General features: G+C 58.4%; 21 protein-coding genes. 11 read left to right on the top strand and 10 right to left on the bottom strand.

Annotation, left to right across the window (positions count from 1 at the left end; translation table 11 throughout):
• Positions 1-1455, bottom strand: coding sequence for a cobyric acid synthase (locus tag EBB79_RS15305; RefSeq protein WP_127749699.1), 1455 nt, complete (start codon positions 1453-1455; stop codon positions 1-3).
• 166 nt (positions 1456-1621) lie between these two features.
• Positions 1622-1939, bottom strand: coding sequence for a DUF6280 family protein (locus tag EBB79_RS15300; protein ID WP_127749698.1), 318 nt, complete (start codon positions 1937-1939; stop codon positions 1622-1624).
• A 217-nt stretch (positions 1940-2156) separates the two neighbouring features.
• On the opposite strand from EBB79_RS15300, the gene efp reads away from it, so the two are divergent.
• Positions 2157-2720 carry an elongation factor P gene (gene efp, locus EBB79_RS15295; protein ID WP_127749697.1) on the top strand — a complete coding sequence of 188 codons (564 nt, stop codon included), beginning with the start codon at positions 2157-2159 and terminating at the stop codon, positions 2718-2720.
• A 76-nt stretch (positions 2721-2796) separates the two neighbouring features.
• Here efp and EBB79_RS15290 read toward each other — a convergent pair whose 3' ends face one another.
• Positions 2797-3330: a hypothetical protein gene (locus EBB79_RS15290; protein WP_127749696.1), complete on the bottom strand. Its 534-nt coding sequence runs from the start codon at positions 3328-3330 to the stop codon at positions 2797-2799.
• Positions 3331-3629: 299 nt separating this feature from the next.
• Positions 3630-4370: a CAF17-like 4Fe-4S cluster assembly/insertion protein YgfZ gene (gene ygfZ, locus EBB79_RS15285; RefSeq protein ID WP_127749695.1), complete on the bottom strand. Its 741-nt coding sequence runs from the start codon at positions 4368-4370 to the stop codon at positions 3630-3632.
• A 77-nt stretch (positions 4371-4447) separates the two neighbouring features.
• On the opposite strand from ygfZ, the gene EBB79_RS15280 reads away from it, so the two are divergent.
• Positions 4448-5128 carry a TIGR04283 family arsenosugar biosynthesis glycosyltransferase gene (locus EBB79_RS15280; RefSeq protein WP_127749694.1) on the top strand — a complete coding sequence of 227 codons (681 nt, stop codon included), beginning with the start codon at positions 4448-4450 and terminating at the stop codon, positions 5126-5128.
• A gap of 39 nt (positions 5129-5167) precedes the next feature.
• Here the strand turns inward: EBB79_RS15280 and EBB79_RS15275 are convergent, their stop codons facing one another.
• Positions 5168-7027 carry an ABC transporter ATP-binding protein gene (locus EBB79_RS15275; RefSeq protein WP_127749693.1) on the bottom strand — a complete coding sequence of 620 codons (1860 nt, stop codon included), beginning with the start codon at positions 7025-7027 and terminating at the stop codon, positions 5168-5170.
• A 236-nt stretch (positions 7028-7263) separates the two neighbouring features.
• Between EBB79_RS15275 and EBB79_RS15270 the strand changes: the two genes are divergently transcribed.
• Entirely contained in the window at positions 7264-8475 is a 1212-nt protein-coding gene (locus EBB79_RS15270) for a pyridoxal-phosphate-dependent aminotransferase family protein (protein WP_127749692.1), read from the top strand.
• A 53-nt stretch (positions 8476-8528) separates the two neighbouring features.
• Here EBB79_RS15270 and EBB79_RS15265 read toward each other — a convergent pair whose 3' ends face one another.
• Positions 8529-8708, bottom strand: coding sequence for a histidinol phosphate aminotransferase (locus EBB79_RS15265; protein ID WP_127749691.1), 180 nt, complete (start codon positions 8706-8708; stop codon positions 8529-8531).
• Positions 8709-8802: 94 nt separating this feature from the next.
• Complete coding sequence (locus tag EBB79_RS15260; RefSeq protein ID WP_127749690.1) at positions 8803-9915, bottom strand: pyridoxal phosphate-dependent aminotransferase; 1113 nt, start codon at positions 9913-9915, stop codon at positions 8803-8805.
• Positions 9916-10048: 133 nt separating this feature from the next.
• Here EBB79_RS15260 and EBB79_RS15255 point away from each other — a divergent pair, with 133 nt between their 5' ends.
• The 3 genes from EBB79_RS15255 (at position 10049) to EBB79_RS15245 (ending at position 12282) form a co-directional block, all read left to right on the top strand.
• Complete coding sequence (locus EBB79_RS15255) at positions 10049-10831, top strand: crotonase/enoyl-CoA hydratase family protein (protein ID WP_127749689.1); 783 nt, start codon at positions 10049-10051, stop codon at positions 10829-10831.
• Between the two features lie 227 nt (positions 10832-11058).
• A complete protein-coding gene (locus tag EBB79_RS15250; protein WP_238704925.1) occupies positions 11059-11628 on the top strand; it encodes a hypothetical protein in 570 nt (189 codons plus the stop codon).
• 246 nt (positions 11629-11874) lie between these two features.
• The gene (locus EBB79_RS15245; RefSeq protein ID WP_127749688.1) at positions 11875-12282 is read left to right on the top strand and encodes a universal stress protein; all 408 of its coding nucleotides are present in this window, start codon (positions 11875-11877) and stop codon (positions 12280-12282) included.
• Positions 12283-12342: 60 nt separating this feature from the next.
• Here the strand turns inward: EBB79_RS15245 and EBB79_RS15240 are convergent, their stop codons facing one another.
• The 3 genes from EBB79_RS15240 to secG form a co-directional block, all read right to left on the bottom strand.
• Positions 12343-13245: a fructose bisphosphate aldolase gene (locus tag EBB79_RS15240; RefSeq protein ID WP_127749687.1), complete on the bottom strand. Its 903-nt coding sequence runs from the start codon at positions 13243-13245 to the stop codon at positions 12343-12345.
• A 260-nt stretch (positions 13246-13505) separates the two neighbouring features.
• Complete coding sequence (locus EBB79_RS15235; protein ID WP_127749686.1) at positions 13506-15149, bottom strand: CTP synthase; 1644 nt, start codon at positions 15147-15149, stop codon at positions 13506-13508.
• 171 nt (positions 15150-15320) lie between these two features.
• Positions 15321-15695, bottom strand: a complete 375-nt coding sequence (gene secG / locus EBB79_RS15230; RefSeq protein ID WP_127749685.1) for a preprotein translocase subunit SecG — start codon at positions 15693-15695, stop codon at positions 15321-15323.
• A gap of 162 nt (positions 15696-15857) precedes the next feature.
• On the opposite strand from secG, the gene nthA reads away from it, so the two are divergent.
• From nthA to EBB79_RS15205, 5 genes are all read left to right on the top strand, one after another.
• Positions 15858-16484: a nitrile hydratase subunit alpha gene (gene nthA, locus EBB79_RS15225; RefSeq protein WP_127749684.1), complete on the top strand. Its 627-nt coding sequence runs from the start codon at positions 15858-15860 to the stop codon at positions 16482-16484.
• Positions 16481-17176, top strand: coding sequence for a nitrile hydratase subunit beta (gene nthB / locus EBB79_RS15220; RefSeq protein WP_127749683.1), 696 nt, complete (start codon positions 16481-16483; stop codon positions 17174-17176). Before nthA ends, nthB begins: the two co-directional genes overlap by 4 nt.
• A complete protein-coding gene (locus tag EBB79_RS15215; protein WP_127749682.1) occupies positions 17173-17508 on the top strand; it encodes a nitrile hydratase accessory protein in 336 nt (111 codons plus the stop codon). Before nthB ends, EBB79_RS15215 begins: the two co-directional genes overlap by 4 nt.
• Positions 17509-17661: 153 nt before the next feature.
• Positions 17662-18957: an adenylosuccinate synthase gene (locus EBB79_RS15210; protein ID WP_127749681.1), complete on the top strand. Its 1296-nt coding sequence runs from the start codon at positions 17662-17664 to the stop codon at positions 18955-18957.
• Positions 18957-19196: a DUF2842 domain-containing protein gene (locus EBB79_RS15205; protein ID WP_127749680.1), complete on the top strand. Its 240-nt coding sequence runs from the start codon at positions 18957-18959 to the stop codon at positions 19194-19196. The genes EBB79_RS15210 and EBB79_RS15205 overlap by 1 nt, the downstream gene beginning before the upstream one ends.
• The last annotated feature ends 11 nt before the right edge of the window (positions 19197-19207 follow it).

Genomic DNA, 19207 nt, shown 5'->3' with positions numbered 1-19207 from the left:
TCAGTTTTTGACAGGCTTTGCCAGCTCCAGCAGCTGATCCAGATCCATATACCGCTCCAGATGATCGGCCAGATCGTCCAGCGTGGCCTCAACCCCATCATCATAACCGATACTGCTTTCAGCACCCAGATCAGCCAGGAATTTAGCCCGGAATGGATCCGAGCTGAACAATCCATGTAGGTACGATCCCCGAACCCGCCCGTCTGCCGACACAGCCCCCTCGGGGCGGCCTTCGACGTTCAGCCAGGCACGGGTGCAGTCCGGTCCCTCGCTGCGGCCCATGTGGATCTCGTAGCCTGACACCGGTGTATTGCCGTCTATGGTATGGGCCTGCCGCAACGCGACTTTCTTCTCGCCCGCCATGGTGGTCGAAATGTCCAGCAGCCCCAAACCGGCCACTTTCCCCGGTTTGCCGTCCACACCATGGGGATCGTCAATCTCTTTGCCCAGCATTTGATAGCCGCCACACAGCCCCAGCACATGGCCACCTCGGCGGTAATGCGCCAGAATATCGATGTCCCAGCCTTGGGCCCGCAGATAGGCCAGATCGCCAATGGTGGATTTGCTGCCGGGAATCAGCACCAAATCTGCATCACCGGGCAGGGGGCGTCCGGCGGCGATGATTTCAACCGTGACATTGGGCTCGGCGGCCAGCGGATCCAGATCGTCGAAATTTGCCATCCGTTCAAGTTGTGGCACCACCACTTTGCAGGCACCGCCCTTGCGCGACGCAATGTCCATCATGTCCTCGGCAGGCAATTTCCAGGCGTCAAAGAACCACGGAATGACCCCCAGCGAGGGCCAGCCGGTCCGTTGTGCGATATCATCGCGACCTCCGTCAAACAGGCTCAACTCGCCCCTAAATCGGTTCACGGCGAATCCAACCACGCGATCAAGATCCTGTTGATCCAGTACCGCATGGGTCCCGACGATCTGCGCAATCACCCCGCCGCGATGAATATCGCCCAGCAAAACGACCGGTACGTCGGCCGCACAGGCGAATCCCATGTTGGCAATGTCGTTCTTGCGCAGGTTGGTTTCCGCAGGCGATCCCGCACCTTCGATCAGCACCAGGTCAACATCCGTCGCCAACCGGTGAAAGCTCTCCAGTGCAGCGTCGAGTAAGCCAGTTTTGTCGCGCATAAACGAGCCAGCAGCCTGGGTGCCGCGCCGCTTGCCCTGTACGATGACCTGAGCACCCGTATCGCTTTCGGGTTTTAGAAGAACCGGGTTCATATCGGTATGTGGCGCTACCATCGCGGCACGGGCTTGCAGGGCCTGGGCGCGGCCTATCTCACCGCCCTCGGGGGTGACAGCGGCGTTGTTGGACATGTTCTGTGGTTTGAACGGGGCAACGCGTAGCCCACGGCGCACAAACGCGCGGGCCAGACCCGCAACAATCATTGACTTACCGACATTGCTGCCAGTGCCTTGTATCATGAGTGCACGCGCCATGGTCTGCCTCCTGTGTTGTCCTTGGCATGACCTATTTTTAGGCATGTGAAAAGCCCGCTGTGTGGCAAAATGCACTGGCGGGCGCAGTCCGGCAAAAACACAAAGCCAGGAATAGAAAAACGCGCCCCCAGGGGCGCGCTTTTTCATAGTCTAAAAGCTGCCAGTTTTAGGCGGCTTCGGCTTGCGCAGCGTTGCGGCGCTCACTTTCTTCACGGGACAGAGCAACCGAGGTGCGAACACCACGACCAACAAAATCCATCAGTCCGGACACAACCCGCTCATTGGGGTCGATACCAGCGCAGGACAACACTTCACGACCATCGCGTGACCGTGCCCAACGAGCAATCTGCTCGGGTCCATTGCCATATTTCTTATCATCTGCAATGGCATCATCCAGTGCAGCCAGCACAACAGCCGCGAACAGTTTACGGGCGCGGTTGCCTTGCTCATTGTTAAAGGCTGTGCCGTCAACGAAATCTCTCATCTCGCATCCTTTGTTGTTCTTGCTATTGCAATTCTTGGCGTGACGCTCCTTATGACTGATCCAGAACGATTCGGATAGGCTCTTGTTGCATGGCTGTTATGCAAATAGTGCATAGCTTTTTATTGGTAACCACTAAATATCGTTGTCTTGTCAGTCTGCGACCTGCCAGATATAGGGACGGTTAACAAACCATCAACCTCCGGAGAGGGATTTTTTCATGCCTAAGATCAACGGAAACGAAATCCGCCCCGGCGCGGTGCTGGAACATAACGACGGACTTTGGGCCGCAGTTAAGGTCGATCACGTCAAACCGGGCAAGGGCGGTGCCTTTGCTCAGGTGGAATTGCGCAACCTTCGTAACGGCTCCAAGCTTAACGAACGGTTCCGTAGCGCCGATAAAGTTGAAAAAGTTCGCCTGGAACAAAAAGACCAGCAGTTTCTCTATGAGAGTGACGGAATGCTGGTGTTCATGGATATCGAAACCTACGAGCAGATCGAGTTGCCGAGCGAATTGCTGGGCGACCGTCGTCCGTTCCTGCAGGATGGCATGACCATCGTAGTAGAGTTTCATGAAACTGAGGCCCTGCACGCGAAAGTGCCGCAAAAGGTGACTTGCAAAGTCGCCGAGACCGAGCCGGTTGTGAAGGGGCAGACTGCTGCCAAATCCTTCAAGCCAGCGGTTTTGGACAATGGTATCAAAGTTATGGTGCCGCCGTTTGTTGGTCAGGACGAATTGATAATCGTGAACACGGATACCATGGAGTATTCCGAGCGCGCCTAAACCGGGCCTCGCATGTATACAAAAGGTCCCGTGCAGTTACCTGTGCGGGACATTTGTTATCCGGGATCGCCTGTGGTCAATTCATCGATAGTGTGAACCCGCATTCGTCCATCATCTTGCCATAGGCGGCAGTGAAGCCGGCCAGTGATGCGGTTGCGATGACTTCCCCATCGCCCAGGGCCTCGACCGTATTTCCACGCCGCATTGCTATCAGCATTGATACCACAGAGTTGTACTGCGGGCCGCTTTCAGCCTGAAAGAAACCTTCGTTATTCACATGGGCCTCGGCTATGCCCTGAATTGTCGTGCCAGAGTCGAATTCAAACGTGATGTCTTGCTGATCATACATCTGGGTTTGGTGGCGGCTTGGGGCAATTTCAACCAGCCGTGGTGCCGGGAAAAAATCAGGCGGCCCAGCATCTCCGTTTGAGACCTCCAGCGACCAAACCGGATCGCCGTCCCCACCGGTGTGGGCATAGCAGGTAACCCTAAGATCTTCGCCTGTATCAATCTGATCTGTCGACACATGCCAGTCGTTGTAATTCCAGTACCCGGCAGTGGCAGGAACAGCCGGGGCGCCGACAATGGCCAAGGCTAGCAATAATCGCATCAATTCGTCCTTCAATAATTTTTGTGTAATTTGGTACGGAGTGTTGGGCCACTCTAGCTATCAGGATCTTAAATTTGTGTGATTAATCATCACATTCGGATCTGCATGTCAGCCTGTGCCGTGCCGAAGTATAAAATAATAAGGAACTGATGGCTGGGGTTCTGAAGCCAAAGGGGCCTGTCGGCTGGAAAGTGGCCAAGTGGTCAGCCAAGGCAAAGAACAGCCCATGGGCGCCCCATTTGCCCAGCCGTCAGCACCTAGATGGGGTCCCCCCGGACTATGTCCAGAATGGGCAGATTTCACTCTGGATGGGTCAGTCGAACCGTTGCATCACCGGCGGACATATCGCCCTTGGCGCGGTCAAACCGCAGATAGGCCAGGGCGCGGTTTCCCGATTGAGTGAATAGGGTACCGGCCACTTTGCCATTCGCCGTGATGGCAGTTCCCGGCGCTGCCTGGCCGTCAATTTCCACCTGGCACAGACCCTTACGCAGGGTGGTCTTGTGCTTCATCCGTGCGGTGACCTCCTGGCCGACATAACAGCCCTTGCGAAAATCGACGCCATTCAGGGCTTCGAACCCGATCTCCAGAATGAAGCTGTCACCGGTCAGCTCGATCCCGGTTTCGGGTATGCAATGGGCCACCCGAAGTGCCTCCCAGTCACTGCCGTCGTCGCCACTGGCCGCGCCGTAAAGCCGCCAGCCCATGTCCACGTGCCGGGGATCAGCCAGGGCGCCTGCCGGGGCAGGTCCGGTGCCGCGTGAGACCTGCGCATCACTTTCCGAAATCTCAACCTTCGCCCGTAAGCGGTACATGGACAGCCGTTTCAGCAGCCCGTCAGCCAGCTCGGCGGCAACGTCCAGCAGAACATGATCCTCTTCGGCCAACAGGAAGAAATCTGCTAGGTATTTACCCTGCGGCGTGAGCAGTGCGGCATAGACCAGACCCTGATCTATGCGGGTCACATCATTGGTGACCAGCCCCTGCAAAAAGCTGCGGGTATCGGGGCCGGATAGACGCAGAATGCGGCGTTGGCTCATTTGGGCCTCCATTGGCATGGTCATATTCTGTCGCAGTGATATAGCAACGGGGCCAGATGAAAACAGGAAATCCCCAGATGCCCGCCGAGATCAGCCTTGTCATTCCAACTCTGAACGCCGCGGATGACTTGCCGGGATGTGTCGAGACATTGATGGAGGGGCTGGCGGCGGGGTTGATACGAGAACTGATCGTCACGGATGGCGGGTCGCAGGATGCAACCTGTGAATTTGCCGAGGCCGCGGGCGCGCAGCTTATTCACGGGCCTGCGTCTCGCGGCGGGCAGCTGCAGCGGGGCTGTGCCGCGGCAAAAGGAAACTGGTTGCTGGTGCTGCATGCGGATACCCAGCTTGAGGCCGGGTGGAGCCGGGTGGTGTCGCAGCATCTGCGAGATGGCGGGGGCAGGCCTGCGTATTTCAGGCTGCGATTTCGGGCAAGGGGTGCAATGGCTCGCGTGGTTGCGGCATGGGCCAACCTGCGGTCCCGGGTGTTTGGACTGCCCTACGGGGATCAGGCCCTGTTGATCCGGCGCAGTGACTATGCCGCTGCCGGCGGATATCCGGATCAAGAGCTTATGGAAGATATCGCATTCGTGCGGCGTCTGAATGGTCTGGTCGAATTGCCTGCCTGCGCGCAAACCAGTGCTGTGCGGTATCAGCAACAAGGCTGGCTGCGCCGCGGGGGCCGCAATCTGCTATTGCAAGGGCGGTATATTCTGGGTGCCGATCCCGGGGATTTGGCGCGATCTTACAAAAAGTGAGGCGTTGGGTGGGGAGTGCAAGCCGCCAGCCCAGACTGTTCAGGATCCAAAGACCTTGCGGCCAAGGCGACGCCACCAACTGGGTTGGATGGTCGTTTCCTGCGCCAATGAGGGCGCCTGCGCCGCCACCCCTTGCGGGTCGACAAGGGTTTTGCCGTCCTGGAACTGCAATCGGTACAGATCAGCATAGATGCCGCCACGGGCCAAAAGGTCGTCATGGGTGCCCTGATCCGCAACCTGGCCGCGCTCCATTACCACAATCTTGTCAGCGTTACGGATGGTCGACAGCCGGTGCGCGATGACCAGTGTGGTACGTCCACCCGAAAGCTTGTCCAGCGCCTGCTGAACTACCTTTTCGGATTTGACATCCAGCGCCGATGTCGCCTCGTCCAGCAGCAGAATGGGGCTGTCACGCAACAGCGCGCGGGCGATCACCACCCGCTGTCGTTGGCCACCTGACAAGGCCGAGCCGCGCGGGCCCACAAGAGTGTCCAGCCCATCGGGCAGTTTGGGCAGAAAATCGGCCACATGGGCCGCTTCAAGCACCTCTTGCAGGCGGGCATCCGATACGTCCGTGCGCCCAAGCAGAATGTTCTCGCGCAGGGTCTCGTCGAACAGCAGCGCTTCTTGGGTGACCACGGAAAACAGCTTGCGCAGGTCGCTCAGCGCCAGATCGCAAACCGCGACCCCGCCAACTGTGACCGCACCTTCCTGTGGGTCAATCAACCGGGTCAGCAGGTTGAAAATGGTCGATTTCCCGGCCCCTGACGCCCCGACGAGCGCGGTGGTTTTACCGGCCTCGGCGACCAGGGACAATTCGCGCAACACCGTCGCCTCGCCATAGTGCAGGGTGACCGCATCCAGCTGGATGCGCGGCAATCCGGTTGGCAAGGCAACGGGCTTGGCCGGCGATGTCAGCAGGATTGGCGCATCCATCAACTCCTTGATCCGCTCCAATGCGGCGGCGGCTGATTGCCAGATACCGCTGATCGCTGCCAGCCGTCGCATCGGGTCAAACGCCAGGCCAATTGCGGTGAAAAAGGTCATGAACTGGCCAACGGTTTTCTCGCCGGAAATGATCTCGCCGCCGCCATAAAGCACCACTGCCATCACGCCTATGCCGGCCATCATGTCAATCATGCCGGTGATTGACGCAGTGCCCAGCGAGGCCCGTATCTCGGCGCGTACAAACGTGCTGGTCTGGTCGGCAAAGCGGTCCGTTTGATAGTCTTCAAGATTGTTCAGTTTGATTGGCACCATACCGTGAAAAATCTCGTCCAGTCGCACCGCCAGCGAGGCCCCAAGATCGCGGGCCTGGCTGGCCTTTTTGCGCACATATCGCTGGATCGCCGCAATGGGGACCAGTACCATGGGCAACCCGATCAGCATGATCACCGTCCAGATCCAGTCCACACTGACTGCCACGCCAATCACCGCGACCAGTTGCGCCATGTCGCGCCCGGCGCCGGTGACCACCGCCTGCCAGACCTGGTTGATCGCCATAACGTCGCTCTGGACCCGCTGGATCAGAAAACCCGGCGGATGAACCTGGTGAAACGCCGGGTCCTGCCGGATCAGTCGCGCCAGCATATCCTTGCGCAGATGTGCCGCCGAGGTCTGCGAGATCTTGCTCAGAATCACCTTTTGGCAAACGCTGGACAGGCCCCGCAGGGTGAAAATGACAAAAAACGCCATGGCGACCCAGAACAAGGCGTTCCGGTCTCCGGCGACAAAGACAAGATCGAACATCGGCTGCATCATATAGCTAAGCGCGCCAACCGTTCCGCCTTCGATCAGCATGAACACAGCTGCAAGACCCAGCAGGGGCATATATTGGCGCAGATATCCCCGCCACAGCCAGCCCATCAACTCGCGCGAGGACTTTGGTTTGACGGTCATAAGGGGAACTTTCGCCAGGACAGTGGTATCATTTAAGGGCCTTTATGGTGCTCCGGGGCCATTTAACCATCTGTATCCTAGGGTGCAAGTATTGCGGGCCACTGCGCTTGGGCAAGCGATGGTCAATCCGGTTCAAAGCATGGATTGACGCGGTAGAAGGCGAAGATACTGTGGGTCGAAAATTATGATCACTTTGCAACCCACCGGGGTGCTATCTGGCGAAGGGCAACAGACCAATGACTGACACTGTGAAACTGGCCGCAGGGCGTGCGTATCTGGCAATTCCGGGGCCTTCGGTCATTCCGGATCAAGTTCTTCAGGCGATGCACCGGCCCTCTCCGAATATCTATGCCGGCGCCTTGGTCGAGATGACCCATGGATTGGTACCTGACCTGCTGCGGGTAGCGCGAACCCAGCACAATGTCGCGATGTATATCGGCAATGGACATGCCGTCTGGGAGGCCGCGCTGGCCAATGTTATTGCGCCGGGGGACCGGGTTCTGGTGCCGGGGACCAGCCATTTTGGTTGCGGATGGGCCGAGATGGCACGGGGGGTGGGCGCCGAAGCCGAGTTGCTGGAACATGGCACCCATGCACGCTGGGATCTGCAGCAGGTTGCCCACAGCCTGAAGGCAGATCCAGACCACCGGATCAAGGCGGTGCTGGCGGTGCATGTGGATACCTCTACTTCGGTGCGCAATGATATTGCCGAGCTGCGCGCGGTGCTCGATGAGATGAAGCACCCGGCGCTGTTGATGGTGGACTGCATCGCCTCGCTGGGATGCGATCGTTTTGAAATGGACGCCTGGGGCGTTGATGTGATGGTCGCGGCCAGCCAAAAGGGATTGATGGTGCCACCCGGAATGGGGTTTGTTTTCTTCAATGACAAAGCCGAAGCGCAACGCAATACGATGTCGCGGGTCAGCCGCTACTGGGATTGGCAACCCCGCGTCCACCCAGAGTATTATTACCAGTATTTCAATGGCACCGCCCCGACGCATCATCTCTATGGTCTGCGGGCAGCGCTTGATCTCATTCACGACGAAGGGCTGGAGAATGTTTGGGCCCGGCATCAGCGGTTGGCCCAGGCCATTTGGACCGCTTGCGAGCTCTGGGAGCAGGGCGGCGGTCCACTGCGCTTGAACGTGACAGATCCAGACCTGCGGTCCCATGCGGTGACGTCGCTGCATATCGGGTCACCGGACGGCACCCGCTTGCGCGACTGGCTAGAGCAAAATCTGGGTCTGACCCTTGGGATCGGTCTGGGCATGGCGCCCTCTGATACACCGGACTGGCACGGATATTTCCGACTGGGCCATATGGGTCACGTCAATGGCCAGATGGTGATGGGGATGCTGGGCGGGATTGAGACCGGGCTACAGGCGTTGCAAATCCCACATGGATCGGGCGCAGTCGAGGCCGCCGCCAGGGTTTTGGCAGCGCGCTAATTCAGCATGAGACCGGTCTGCGCGATAAAGCACCGCGCGGGCCGACTGGGTGGTCAATTCTGCCGCTTCTCGAGCCGATCAATGACATGGTTGATCAGGACTGCCAGTACCAGCACCGGGATCATTCCGTAAATCATCCATATGACGACAAAGACCCACATTAGGTTGATGCCCAGAAAGGTCACTGCCGCCGCAAGGATGTCGGGCGTCTGAGGAAGTTTTTGATCTTGCATAGGTGCCTCCGTTTTCGGGCGATACCTGCAATAATCTAGGTCAAACTGCGGCTTTGTCCGGTAAAAGAGGCGCCAATTTGTCGTGAAAACTCCGTTATGGGGTCGATCGCGCAGTGGCAAGCGCGGCAGGCAGGGCAGCGGCAAAGGCGTCAAGATCCCTTTGTGGTCCACAGCTGATACGTATGCAGCGGTTCTGTGGTGCGGCAAAGGGCATCCGCACAAAAATCCCCTGTTCAATCAGCGCATCCAGCACCCGTTTGGCAAATGTGCTGTCCGACCCGCAATCCAGGGCCACAAAATTGGTGGCCGAGGGCAGGGCCGTCAATCCGTTGGCGCGGGCGATGTCGCTGATGCGTGCGCGGGCACCGGTGATCTGCGCCAGCACATGGTCCAGCCAGGCTTGATCCTGCAGCGCCGCCAAAGCGCCGGCCTGGGCGATGCGGGTCACGCCAAAATGATTGCGCACTTTGTTGAAGGCCAGGATCAGATCAGGGGCTGCCAGGGCATAGCCAATCCGCGCCCCAGCCATGCCATAGGCTTTGGAGAAGGTGCGCATTCTGATCAGCCGTGGGTCATCCGCCTGCACCGGCGCAGCGGTGCCCTCGGGCGCGCATTCGACATAGGCTTCGTCCAGCAGCAGCAGGCACCCCTCGGGCAGGTGATCCAGTGCGGCAACAATGTCGGCACCAGGGTGGCAGCTGCCCATGGGATTGTCAGGATTGGCCAGATAGACAATCTTTGCGCCAACCTCAGCCGCTTTGGCAAACAGGCTGGCGGGATCTTCGTGATCCCCGACATAAGGCACGGTATGGATCACACCGCCAAAGCCGCTGACGTGGTAGTTAAAGGTCGGATAGGCCCCCAGCGAGGTGACAACACAGTCCCCCGGTGCAATCAGTAGCCGCACCAGATAGCCCAGCAAGCCATCGATGCCCTCGCCAACCACGATGTTCTGCGCCGAAATCCCGTGATGCGCTGCCAGTGCCTGACGCAGATCGTGGCTCTCGGCGTCGCCATACATCCAGGCGTCCCCTGCAACCGCCTGCATCGCGGCAATGGCCTTGGGCGAGGGGCCAAAGATATTCTCATTTGCCCCCAGCCGTGCCGCAAAGGCCACTCCTCGGGCGCGCTCCTGGGTTTCAGGGCCGACAAAGGGCACGGTGGCGGGCAGGGATTGGGCAAGCGGGGTGTAGCGTGGATTTGACATAGTCGCAGATAAACCCAACGTACCATCTGCCGCAAGGCCCTGCTGCCCTGACGTTGCCCCAACGTTGCACTGGATTGGGGTGGGTTTCCCCGGCAATGTTGGGACTCTGTGTAAACGACCGGAGGCCAATCCCATGGCGCGCGTATCAATCGAGTACAAAGACCACATTGCCCATGTCACCCTGACACGCGGCGACAAGATGAACGCGCTGGACAGTGATATGGTCAAAGCAATCATTGCGGCGGGACAAGAGGTGGCCGCGTCAGATATGCGGGCGGTGGTTCTGTCCGGTGAAGGCAAAAGTTTCTGCGCCGGTCTGGATCTGATGAGCTTTGCCCAAATGGGGCAGGTCGACCCTGAGGAGTGGCTGATGACGCGCAGCCATCACGATGCCAATGAAATGCAGGAGGTGGCGATGGTCTGGCGCCGGGTGCCGGTGCCGGTGATTGCTGCCATCCAGGGTGCGGCCTATGGCGGCGGGCTGCAATTGGCGCTGGGCGCGGATATTCGTATTGCCGCACCCGATGCCCGCGTCTCGGTGATGGAAATGAAATGGGGCATTGTACCCGATATGGGCGGCATGGCGCTGTTACCCCGGCTGCTGCGCTCGGATGTGCTGCGCCGGTTGACCTATACGGCCGAGGTGGTTCAGGCCGACCAAGCGCTGGCCTGGGGCCTGGTGACAGAACTGGCCAACGATCCAGCGGCCCGCGCACTGGAACTGGCAGGGCAGATTGCACTCAAAGGCCCCAACGCCGTTCGTGCCGCCAAACGGTTGATTGAATGGGCCGAGGCAGAGGACCGTCAATCGGTGCTGTTGGCTGAATCGGCGGAACAGGTGGCATTGATTGGCAAGCCCGAACAGATGGAAGTGATCGCCGCGCAGATGGGCGGTCGGAAACCGGTGTTCAAGTAAGGAGACGGAGAGAGGGGCGCTGCCCCTCGGGCCTTTGGCCCTCACCCCGGGATATTTTCAGCCAGATGAAGAGGCGGATTCGAAATTTTGAGGGGCAGAATGAAACTATTGCCAATGAAATTGCCAGTTATGTTGCCTCAGTGGTTGGTTGCCTGACGGCAAATGCCGTGTATAATCTACCTATCGGTGTGTAATGTTTTTTTAAATAGAGTTTGTTGGTGTTCAAAATGTTCACGAAATTCATCAAAATCAAAAGATATCCTTTAAAGAGAGAGCTTCTCCGGGGGGTATCAGTATTGCTTGCGGCGGTCTCATTCAGCTCTGCCGCTGCTGGCTCTGAACAGAATGTTGCCGCCTATATAACCGGTTACGGATATTGGGATAACACCCCGCCTGGCTCTTCCACAATTTCTCATCCCAGAAAACACCGCCGCGCCGGTGGAACGGGGACCTTCAATGATCCCATTACAATTGCCGTTGGACACACTCTTAACGGAAGGCGGGATGTATTGGACATGCCAGCTGGGACAAAATTCTACCTGCGACGTCTCAAAAAATATGCGATAGTCGAAGATACTTGTGGCGATGGTTCCGCCCCGCAGAACGGCCCTTGCCACACAGGGTTTCGTGGCCACATTTGGCTGGATCTTTGGGTAGGTGGGAAACACTCCAGCGCGGCATCCTCAGCCAACTGCCAGAGCCGGATTACAGCCTTGCAGATGATCGTTATTAATCCCGCTTCGAATTATGAGGTCTATCCTGGTGATGTGATCGAGAGTGGCTGCAAGGTCTTTTGACAAACACTCTGCGGCTTCAGGGGGCCATGGGAATGGCTATCTGTCCAGGTCTTGACCCCGGGGTAACGGGACACAGCGCATCCGGTTTTGCGCCGCCGGGGCCGGTTGGAGCCTTTGGCAAAGCCATCAGCCATGCAGCTTACCCATATTGATGACAGCATTGACTTAGCTCAAAGCTCGGATGGAGTGCGACCTCTAGACTGTGTCCGGAAGATCCTAACTGTAAAACCAAGTTGGAGGCTTGTGATGTATAAGCATATTCTTGTTCCGGTCCTATTTGACGAGCGTCACGATACCCAGGCGTCCTATCTGGCAGCGCGGACATTGGCGGATGACGGTGCGACATTCACTGTGGTGCATGTAATGGAACCCATCCCCAGTTACGCCACCGCTGAAATTCCGGGTGAAGTACTGGCAAATACTCGCAACGAAGTGGAAAAGGCACTTGTGCAATCGGCCAGCGCACTTCCCGGCGCCGTGCCCATGTTGATCTCTGGTCATGCGGGACGGGCAATCGTCGACTATGCCGACGAAAACGGTGTGGATTGCATTATCGTGGCCTCACATCGGCCGGGATTTGAGGACCTGTTCCTCGGCTCAACAGCGGCCCGCGTGGTGCGCCATGCCAAATGCTCGGTCCATGTTATCCGTTAGAAACACTAAAGGCCGCACTCGATTGGGTGCGGCCTTGTAAACGTGTGGGTCAGGCAGACCTTACAGCGAAGCCTGGTAGATCTTTTCAATGTTAGCACCCAGGGCAGCGTGATATTCGGCATCACTCATCGTGGCGTTCAATCGCTCGGTCAGCGCGCGCGAAAACGAGGCTATCATTTTGGTGTTCTGGGACAGCAGGGCGCAGGCCTGATCAGTGGAATAACCACCAGACAGGGCCACAACACGCACCACATTGGCGTGGTCGGCCAGATCGTCATACAGACCCGACACATTTGGCAGTGTCAGTTTCAACGAGACCTTGGTGTCGGCAGGCAAAGCATTCAATTGCTTCAGCAATTCAGCCTTCAGCAGGATCTCGGCCTCACCCTTGGTGTCAGAATGGATGTCGACCTCAGGTTCGATGATCGCCAGCAATCCAGCGGCCGCAATCTGCTGGGCCACCTCGAACTGCTGCGCCACAACATCGCGCACACCGTCGACATTGGCCTCTTTGATGACCGAGCGCATTTTGGTGCCGAAAATATCAGCTTTGACCGCACGGGCCAGCAACGCATCAAGATCCGCCATCGGTTTCATCATCTGGGCGCCATTGGCGACATCAAGCAGACCTTTGTCGACCTTCAGGAACGGCACCACACCGCATTGCTCCCATAGATAGGTCGCCACCGGGGTTCCATCGATCTGCGCATCCATGGTCTTTTCAAACAGGATCGCGCCCAGAATTTTCTGGCTGTTGAAATCAGGAGTTTTGATGATGCGGGCCCGCATTTTCTGGATTTCGCCAAACATCTCGTCGTCATTCGAATAGGCATCGCTTGTTACACCGTAAAGCGCCAGCGCTTTTGGAGTCGAGCCACCGCTTTGGTCAAGAGCAGCTATGAATCCGCGGCCATTGGCGATGCGGTCTAGTTGCTGCTGCTGAATGGAAGCGTCTTGTGTCATATGCCCAGGTCTCCGCAAATGTTTTGTCTCAATTCATCTATCACGGTGTTTTGCAGGGGGACAGCCATGGCGCACAATCGGTTGCGCTAACAATATGGCTGATGGCGCTAACAAATTGAAAAATCTAAACGTTAGATGGCAAAATGCAAAAGCTCAGCCGGTAAATCACATAGGGGCATGAAAAATGGGCGCACCGGATCTTCGGTACGCCCACTGATTGATTAGGAAAAGCGCGTGGACTTGCACGCACCGCGCTGGGGTCAGACCAGGCGCGAAGTCTCGATGGCCGCGCGCACGAAGTCACTGAACAAGGGATGCGGCGCAAAGGGCTTGGACTTCAGTTCTGGGTGGAACTGCACACCGATGAACCAGGGGTGATCCGCCCATTCGACGATTTCGGGCAGGCGGCCATCTGGCGACATGCCTGAGAATCGCAGACCAGCAGCCTCCAGCTGTTCGCGGTATTTGATATCAACCTCATAGCGGTGACGGTGGCGTTCTTCGATGTGGGTGCCGCCATAGACCGACGCCACGTTAGAGCCTTCGGCCAGAGTGGCATCATAGGCGCCCAGACGCATGGTGCCGCCCTTGTCGTCATCGGCCTGGCGCTGAACCTTGTGGTTGCCCTGCACCCATTCCTTCAGGTGATAGACCACCGGCTCAAACCGTTTTTTGCCCAACTCGTGATCGAACTCTTCCGAGCCAGCCTCGGCAATGCCGGCCACATTGCGGGCAGCCTCGATCACCGCCATTTGCATGCCAAGGCAGATGCCCAGATAGGGCACCTTGTGCTCGCGGGCATATTGCGCCGCCTTGATTTTACCTTCGGTGCCGCGCTCGCCAAAGCCGCCGGGAACCAGAATGGCGTGATAACCCTGCAAATGCGGCGTGGCATCTTCAGTGTCAAACGACTCGGCGTCGACCCATTCGATCTTGACCTTGACCCGGTTGGCCATGCCACCGTGTGTCAGCGCCTCGGCGATCGACTTATAGGCATCTTCCAGCTGGGTGTACTTGCCAACAATGGCAACCTTGACCTCGCCTTCGGGGTTATAGACCCGGTCAGCCACATCTTCCCAACGGGCCAGATTTGGCTTGGGGGCAGGGGCAATGCCAAAGGCATCCAGAACCGCCTGATCCATGCCCTCGCGGTGATAGGCCAGCGGCGCCTCGTAGATCGATTTCAGATCCTGCGCTGCAATCACGCTGTCAGGCCGGACGTTACAGAACAGCGCCAGTTTTTCGCGCTCTTTCTGTGGGATGGGCCCTTCCGAGCGGCAGACCAGAATATCCGGCGCCAGACCAATCGAGCGCAGTTCTTTCACCGAGTGCTGGGTCGGCTTTGTCTTCAGCTCTCCGCTGGCCTTGATATAGGGCAGCAGAGTCAAATGCATATATACGCACTGGCCACGCGGCTTGTCCTGACCATATTGGCGGATCGCTTCAAAGAACGGCAGCCCTTCGATATCACCAACGGTTCCGCCGATTTCACAGAGCATGAAATCGACCTCATCAGCGCCAATATCAAGGAAAGATTTGATCTCGTTGGTGACATGCGGGATGACCTGAATGGTCTTGCCCAGATAATCGCCACGACGTTCCTTTTCCAACACGTTGGAATAAACCCGCCCGGAGGAGATTGAATCGGTTTTGCGGGCTGCGACACCGGTAAAGCGCTCATAGTGGCCCAGATCCAGATCCGTCTCGGCGCCATCATCGGTGACAAAGACTTCGCCGTGCTCATACGGGCTCATGGTGCCCGGATCGACGTTCAGATAGGGATCCAGCTTGCGCAGACGCACCGAATACCCGCGGGCCTGTAACAGCGACCCCAGAGCCGCCGAAGCAAGACCTTTGCCAAGGGAGGAAACCACCCCGCCAGTAATGAAGATATAACGCGCCATTGTGTTGGCTGCCCCCGTGAGAAGTCGTGTCGAAATAAGAATTCAGGTGCCCAAATAGGTTCCGAAAAACCAAAGCATCACGGGACTTCACTAGTAAAGGATTCGCGCGCTCAACGCAAGGGAGCCGCAAGATGCTGTTGCGGCTCAAATTCCCCGTCTAGGTATGGTAGTTCAGTCTGCGCTTGGAACCAGTGGCGCATTGTCGCCTTCGGCAGGCGGCAACAGGTCACCACCGATTGGCGCAACTGGTGCAGCCGGGGTACCATCACTGCCTTCGGTCGCCGCCGGAATATCCGTGCGATCCAGAACCGAGGAGCCAGCAGATTTTTGTGCGGCCAGAATGGTCAGGGTGATCGAGGTCACGATGAAGGCAATGGCCAGGACCCAGGTCACTTTGCTCATGGCTGTCGCAGCTGACCGGCCTGACTGGGCGCCACCGCCGCCGCCACTCATGCCCAGGCCTCCGCCTTCGGATCGTTGCAAAAGAACGACGGCGATCAGGCCAAGGGCCAGAAAAAGGTGAATAATTAGAACAACGTTTTCCATGGGTCCCTGCGGCATTTGGCTGAGTATCGGCCGGTATGTAGGCAAGTTTGCGGGGCGGGGCAAGAGCCGAGTTTGCGGATGGTGACGCAGAACGTTCTTTCCTTTTGTTCACAGAGGGCAATGGGGCTGGACAGGGCGCGATCAAATTCGCACTCTGGGCCCATGCCACATGATCACAGCGACCACGCACATGCCCTTTTGCCCCCGGATCCCGCTTTGCGGGTCAAGGCGCTTGAAACGATTCTTACCCGTAAGGGGCTGATCGATCCGGCCGCCCTGAACGAGATTATCGACACCTATCAAAATAAGATTGGCCCGCAGAATGGCGCCAAAGTGGTGGCCCGCGCCTGGAGCGATCCCGGCTTCCGTGCAGCCTTGCTGCAGGATGCAACGGCAGCGGTCAGTGATCTGGGGTATTTTGGCCGTCAGGGCGAACATATGGTTGTGGTGGAAAACACGCCCAGCCTGCACAATATGATCGTCTGTACCCTGTGCAGTTGTTACCCGTGGCCACTGCTGGGTATTCCGCCCGCCTGGTATAAATCAGATGCTTACCGGGCCCGTGTCGTCCGTGAACCGCGCAAGGTCCTGGCTGATTTTGGTGTCACCCTGCCGCAAGACACCGCCGTCCGCGTCTGGGATTCCACCGCCGAGGTCCGCTATCTGGTGATCCCAATGCGCCCGGCTGGTACCGAAGGTCTGGATATCGAGGCTTTGGCGGCGCTTGTCACCCGCGACAGCATGATCGGCACGGCGCTTGTCCAGTGCCCGTCGCAGGCCCCCAAATGACGCGGGTTCACGACATGGGGGGGCGATTCGGAGATGGCCCCGTGATCCCTGACCCTGCTGAGGGGCCGGTCTTTACCGCCGATTGGCACGCCCGCGCACTGGCGGTGACGCTGGCCTGCGGCGCCTTGGGGCAATGGAACATCGACATCTCTCGCCACGCCCGCGAGCGGCTGTCGCCGCAGGATTACACCGGGTTCTCCTACTACGAGATCTGGATCTCGGCGTTGACAGACCTACTGGTCGAACGCGGCGTGCTGACTAGGGCTGATCTGTCGGACCAAGGGACAAAGACCGGGCAGGGCGACGACACAGTGCATCCTCTTGCCGGCAGAATGCTAAAGGCGGAGGCTGTTGTAGCGGTTCTGGCCCAGGGTGGGCCTGCGAACCGGGACAGTGATACTGCACCAAAGTTTTCAGCCGGACAGGCTGTGCGCTGCCGCCATCCAGCCGAAAGTGGTCTGGTCGATGGCGGCCACACCCGGCTCCCGGTCTATGCGGCAGGCGCACGTGGTTATATTCATCGCCTGCACGGCACCCATGTTCTGCCTGACAGCAATGCCCATGATCTTGGCGAAGCCCCTGAACCGCTCTATGCGGTGCGCTTTGCCGCAAGTGAGCTTTGGGCCCATCCGGAACACCGTGACGATCAGGTTATTCTTGACCTGTGGCAAAGCTATCTGGAGCCCCTATGAGCGCCTGTCTCCCAGCATATGCCCCCGAGCCAGTGTTCCAACAGCCCTGGCACGCGCAGGTGTTTGGGCTGACGGTCACCCTGAACGAGAATGGGGATTTTACCTGGTCTGACTGGGTGGCTCGGTTTTCCACGGTTCTGGCGCAGCATGGTGTTGATAAGGATCTGGATGGTGGCGACGATTACTTCCACGCTTGGCTGGAAACCCTCGAACTGATTCTGGCAGAAACCGGTGCTGCACCCGGCCCCGAGGTTGACCAGCTCCGCAATGACTGGGAACGCGCCTATCTGGACACACCGCATGGGGCGGTCGTGCGACTGTCCGATTCCTAGTCCGCGTCGGCTGTGTGCCTGCATGCACCGCTTTTCGCACTTGTTTTCAAGGAATGTGCCGTCCCATCCCGCCCTGCGACGAATTTGTGGTTCCACTGACCTCATTGCGCCGCTATAGGGGGGCCGGTTTCAGGTAAATACAAAGGACCAGATATGGCCAATGTCGTCGTAGTCGGCGCCCAATGGGGTGACGAGGGAAAAGGCAAGATCGTAGACTGGCTCAGCGAGCGCGCCGATGTTATCGCGCGCTTCCAGGGTGGTCATAACGCGGGCCATACACTGGTCATCGACGGCGAGGTCTTCAAACTCGCGGCCCTGCCGTCTGGCATTGTCCGTGGCGGCAAGCTGAGCGTGATCGGCAATGGCGTGGTGCTGGACCCCTGGCACCTGCTGAACGAGATCGCGGGCATCCAGAAGCAGGGCGTAACCGTCAGCCCTGAAACCCTGATGATCGCTGAAAACACGCCGCTGATCCTGCCCATTCACGGCGAACTTGACCGCGCCCGCGAAGAAGCTGCCAGCAAGGGCACCAAGATCGGCACCACCGGCCGCGGCATCGGCCCGGCCTATGAGGACAAGGTCGGCCGCCGCTCGATCCGGGTCGCTGATCTGGCAGATGAGGCCACACTCGAAGCCCGCGTCGATCGTGCCCTGCAGCATCACGACCCCTTGCGCAAAGGTCTGGGAATCGAAGCCGTCGACCGCGATGCGTTGATTGCACAGCTCAAAGAGATCGCACCCGAAATCCTGAAATATGCCGCTCCGGTCTGGAAAGTGCTGAACGACAAGCGCAAGGCCGGTAAACGGATCCTGTTTGAAGGCGCCCAGGGCGCGTTGCTGGATATCGATTTTGGCACCTATCCCTTTGTGACCTCATCGAACGTCATTGCCGGTCAGGCTGCGACGGGCACCGGCATGGGACCAGGCGCCATCGATTTTGTACTGGGCATCGTCAAAGCCTATACCACCCGAGTCGGCGAGGGCCCGTTCCCTGCCGAGTTGAACGACGCCGATGGCCAACGTCTGGGCGAGCGCGGCCATGAGTTTGGCACCAATACCGGACGTCAGCGGCGCTGTGGCTGGTTCGACGCGGTTCTGGTGCGCCAGACCTGTGCCACCAGCGGCGTCAATGGCATCGCCTTTACCAAGCTCGACGTGTTGGACGGCTTTGAAACTCTGAAGATCTGCACCGGTTACGAGCTGGACGGCAAGGCGCTGGACTATCTGCCGACGGCTGCGGACCAACAGTCCCGTTGCACCCCGGTCTATGAAGAAATGCCGGGCTGGAGCGAAAGCACCGAAGGCGCGCGCAGCTGGGCGGATCTGCCGGCCAATGCAATCAAATACGTCCGCCGCGTCGAAGAGTTGATCGGCTGTCCGGTTGCGATGCTGTCCACCAGCCCGGAGCGGGAGGATACCATTCTGGTCACCGACCCGTTTGAAGACTGATGACCAAGAAATCAGGTCTCAGCTACAAGGCCCGGCGGCGCTGGTCCATGGTGGTGCTGCTGGTGGGGTTGCCGCTTTATATTATTGTGGCAACAACATTGGGCGGGCTGTTTGCTGGGCAATCGGTGCTGCTGCAGCTTGTGGTCTATGTCGTCCTTGGCATTGTCTGGATCTTGCCGTTCAAATCGCTGTTTCGCGGTATTGGCCAGGCCGATCCGGATGCGCCACCCGAGGATTGATTGGGGCATAA

This window comes from Parasedimentitalea marina (assembly GCF_004006175.1).
GTDB lineage: Bacteria > Pseudomonadota > Alphaproteobacteria > Rhodobacterales > Rhodobacteraceae > Parasedimentitalea > Parasedimentitalea marina.
Note: the sequence above shows the minus strand (reverse complement) of the source record. Positions and strands in the feature narration are given on the sequence as shown.

What these genes read in the sequence shown, in the direction of transcription:
- ygfZ (WP_127749695.1), bottom strand. Translation starts at nt 4,370, where the DNA reads ATGAGCCAACGCCGCATTCTGCGTCTATCCGGCCCCGATACCCGCAGC.
- EBB79_RS15270 (WP_127749692.1), top strand. Translation starts at nt 7,264, where the DNA reads ATGACTGACACTGTGAAACTGGCCGCAGGGCGTGCGTATCTGGCAATT.
- EBB79_RS15215 (WP_127749682.1), top strand. Translation starts at nt 17,173, where the DNA reads ATGAGCGCCTGTCTCCCAGCATATGCCCCCGAGCCAGTGTTCCAACAG.
- EBB79_RS15300 (WP_127749698.1), bottom strand. Translation starts at nt 1,939, where the DNA reads ATGAGAGATTTCGTTGACGGCACAGCCTTTAACAATGAGCAAGGCAAC.
- secG (WP_127749685.1), bottom strand. Translation starts at nt 15,695, where the DNA reads ATGGAAAACGTTGTTCTAATTATTCACCTTTTTCTGGCCCTTGGCCTG.
- EBB79_RS15205 (WP_127749680.1), top strand. Translation starts at nt 18,957, where the DNA reads ATGACCAAGAAATCAGGTCTCAGCTACAAGGCCCGGCGGCGCTGGTCC.
- EBB79_RS15260 (WP_127749690.1), bottom strand. Translation starts at nt 9,915, where the DNA reads ATGTCAAATCCACGCTACACCCCGCTTGCCCAATCCCTGCCCGCCACC.
- EBB79_RS15290 (WP_127749696.1), bottom strand. Translation starts at nt 3,330, where the DNA reads ATGCGATTATTGCTAGCCTTGGCCATTGTCGGCGCCCCGGCTGTTCCT.
- EBB79_RS15235 (WP_127749686.1), bottom strand. Translation starts at nt 15,149, where the DNA reads ATGGCGCGTTATATCTTCATTACTGGCGGGGTGGTTTCCTCCCTTGGC.
- EBB79_RS15210 (WP_127749681.1), top strand. Translation starts at nt 17,662, where the DNA reads ATGGCCAATGTCGTCGTAGTCGGCGCCCAATGGGGTGACGAGGGAAAA.
- EBB79_RS15245 (WP_127749688.1), top strand. Translation starts at nt 11,875, where the DNA reads ATGTATAAGCATATTCTTGTTCCGGTCCTATTTGACGAGCGTCACGAT.
- EBB79_RS15250 (WP_238704925.1), top strand. Translation starts at nt 11,059, where the DNA reads ATGTTCACGAAATTCATCAAAATCAAAAGATATCCTTTAAAGAGAGAG.
- EBB79_RS15280 (WP_127749694.1), top strand. Translation starts at nt 4,448, where the DNA reads ATGCCCGCCGAGATCAGCCTTGTCATTCCAACTCTGAACGCCGCGGAT.
- EBB79_RS15240 (WP_127749687.1), bottom strand. Translation starts at nt 13,245, where the DNA reads ATGACACAAGACGCTTCCATTCAGCAGCAGCAACTAGACCGCATCGCC.
- EBB79_RS15265 (WP_127749691.1), bottom strand. Translation starts at nt 8,708, where the DNA reads ATGCAAGATCAAAAACTTCCTCAGACGCCCGACATCCTTGCGGCGGCA.
- nthB (WP_127749683.1), top strand. Translation starts at nt 16,481, where the DNA reads ATGACGCGGGTTCACGACATGGGGGGGCGATTCGGAGATGGCCCCGTG.
- EBB79_RS15275 (WP_127749693.1), bottom strand. Translation starts at nt 7,027, where the DNA reads ATGACCGTCAAACCAAAGTCCTCGCGCGAGTTGATGGGCTGGCTGTGG.
- EBB79_RS15255 (WP_127749689.1), top strand. Translation starts at nt 10,049, where the DNA reads ATGGCGCGCGTATCAATCGAGTACAAAGACCACATTGCCCATGTCACC.
- efp (WP_127749697.1), top strand. Translation starts at nt 2,157, where the DNA reads ATGCCTAAGATCAACGGAAACGAAATCCGCCCCGGCGCGGTGCTGGAA.
- nthA (WP_127749684.1), top strand. Translation starts at nt 15,858, where the DNA reads ATGCCACATGATCACAGCGACCACGCACATGCCCTTTTGCCCCCGGAT.
- EBB79_RS15305 (WP_127749699.1), bottom strand. Translation starts at nt 1,455, where the DNA reads ATGGCGCGTGCACTCATGATACAAGGCACTGGCAGCAATGTCGGTAAG.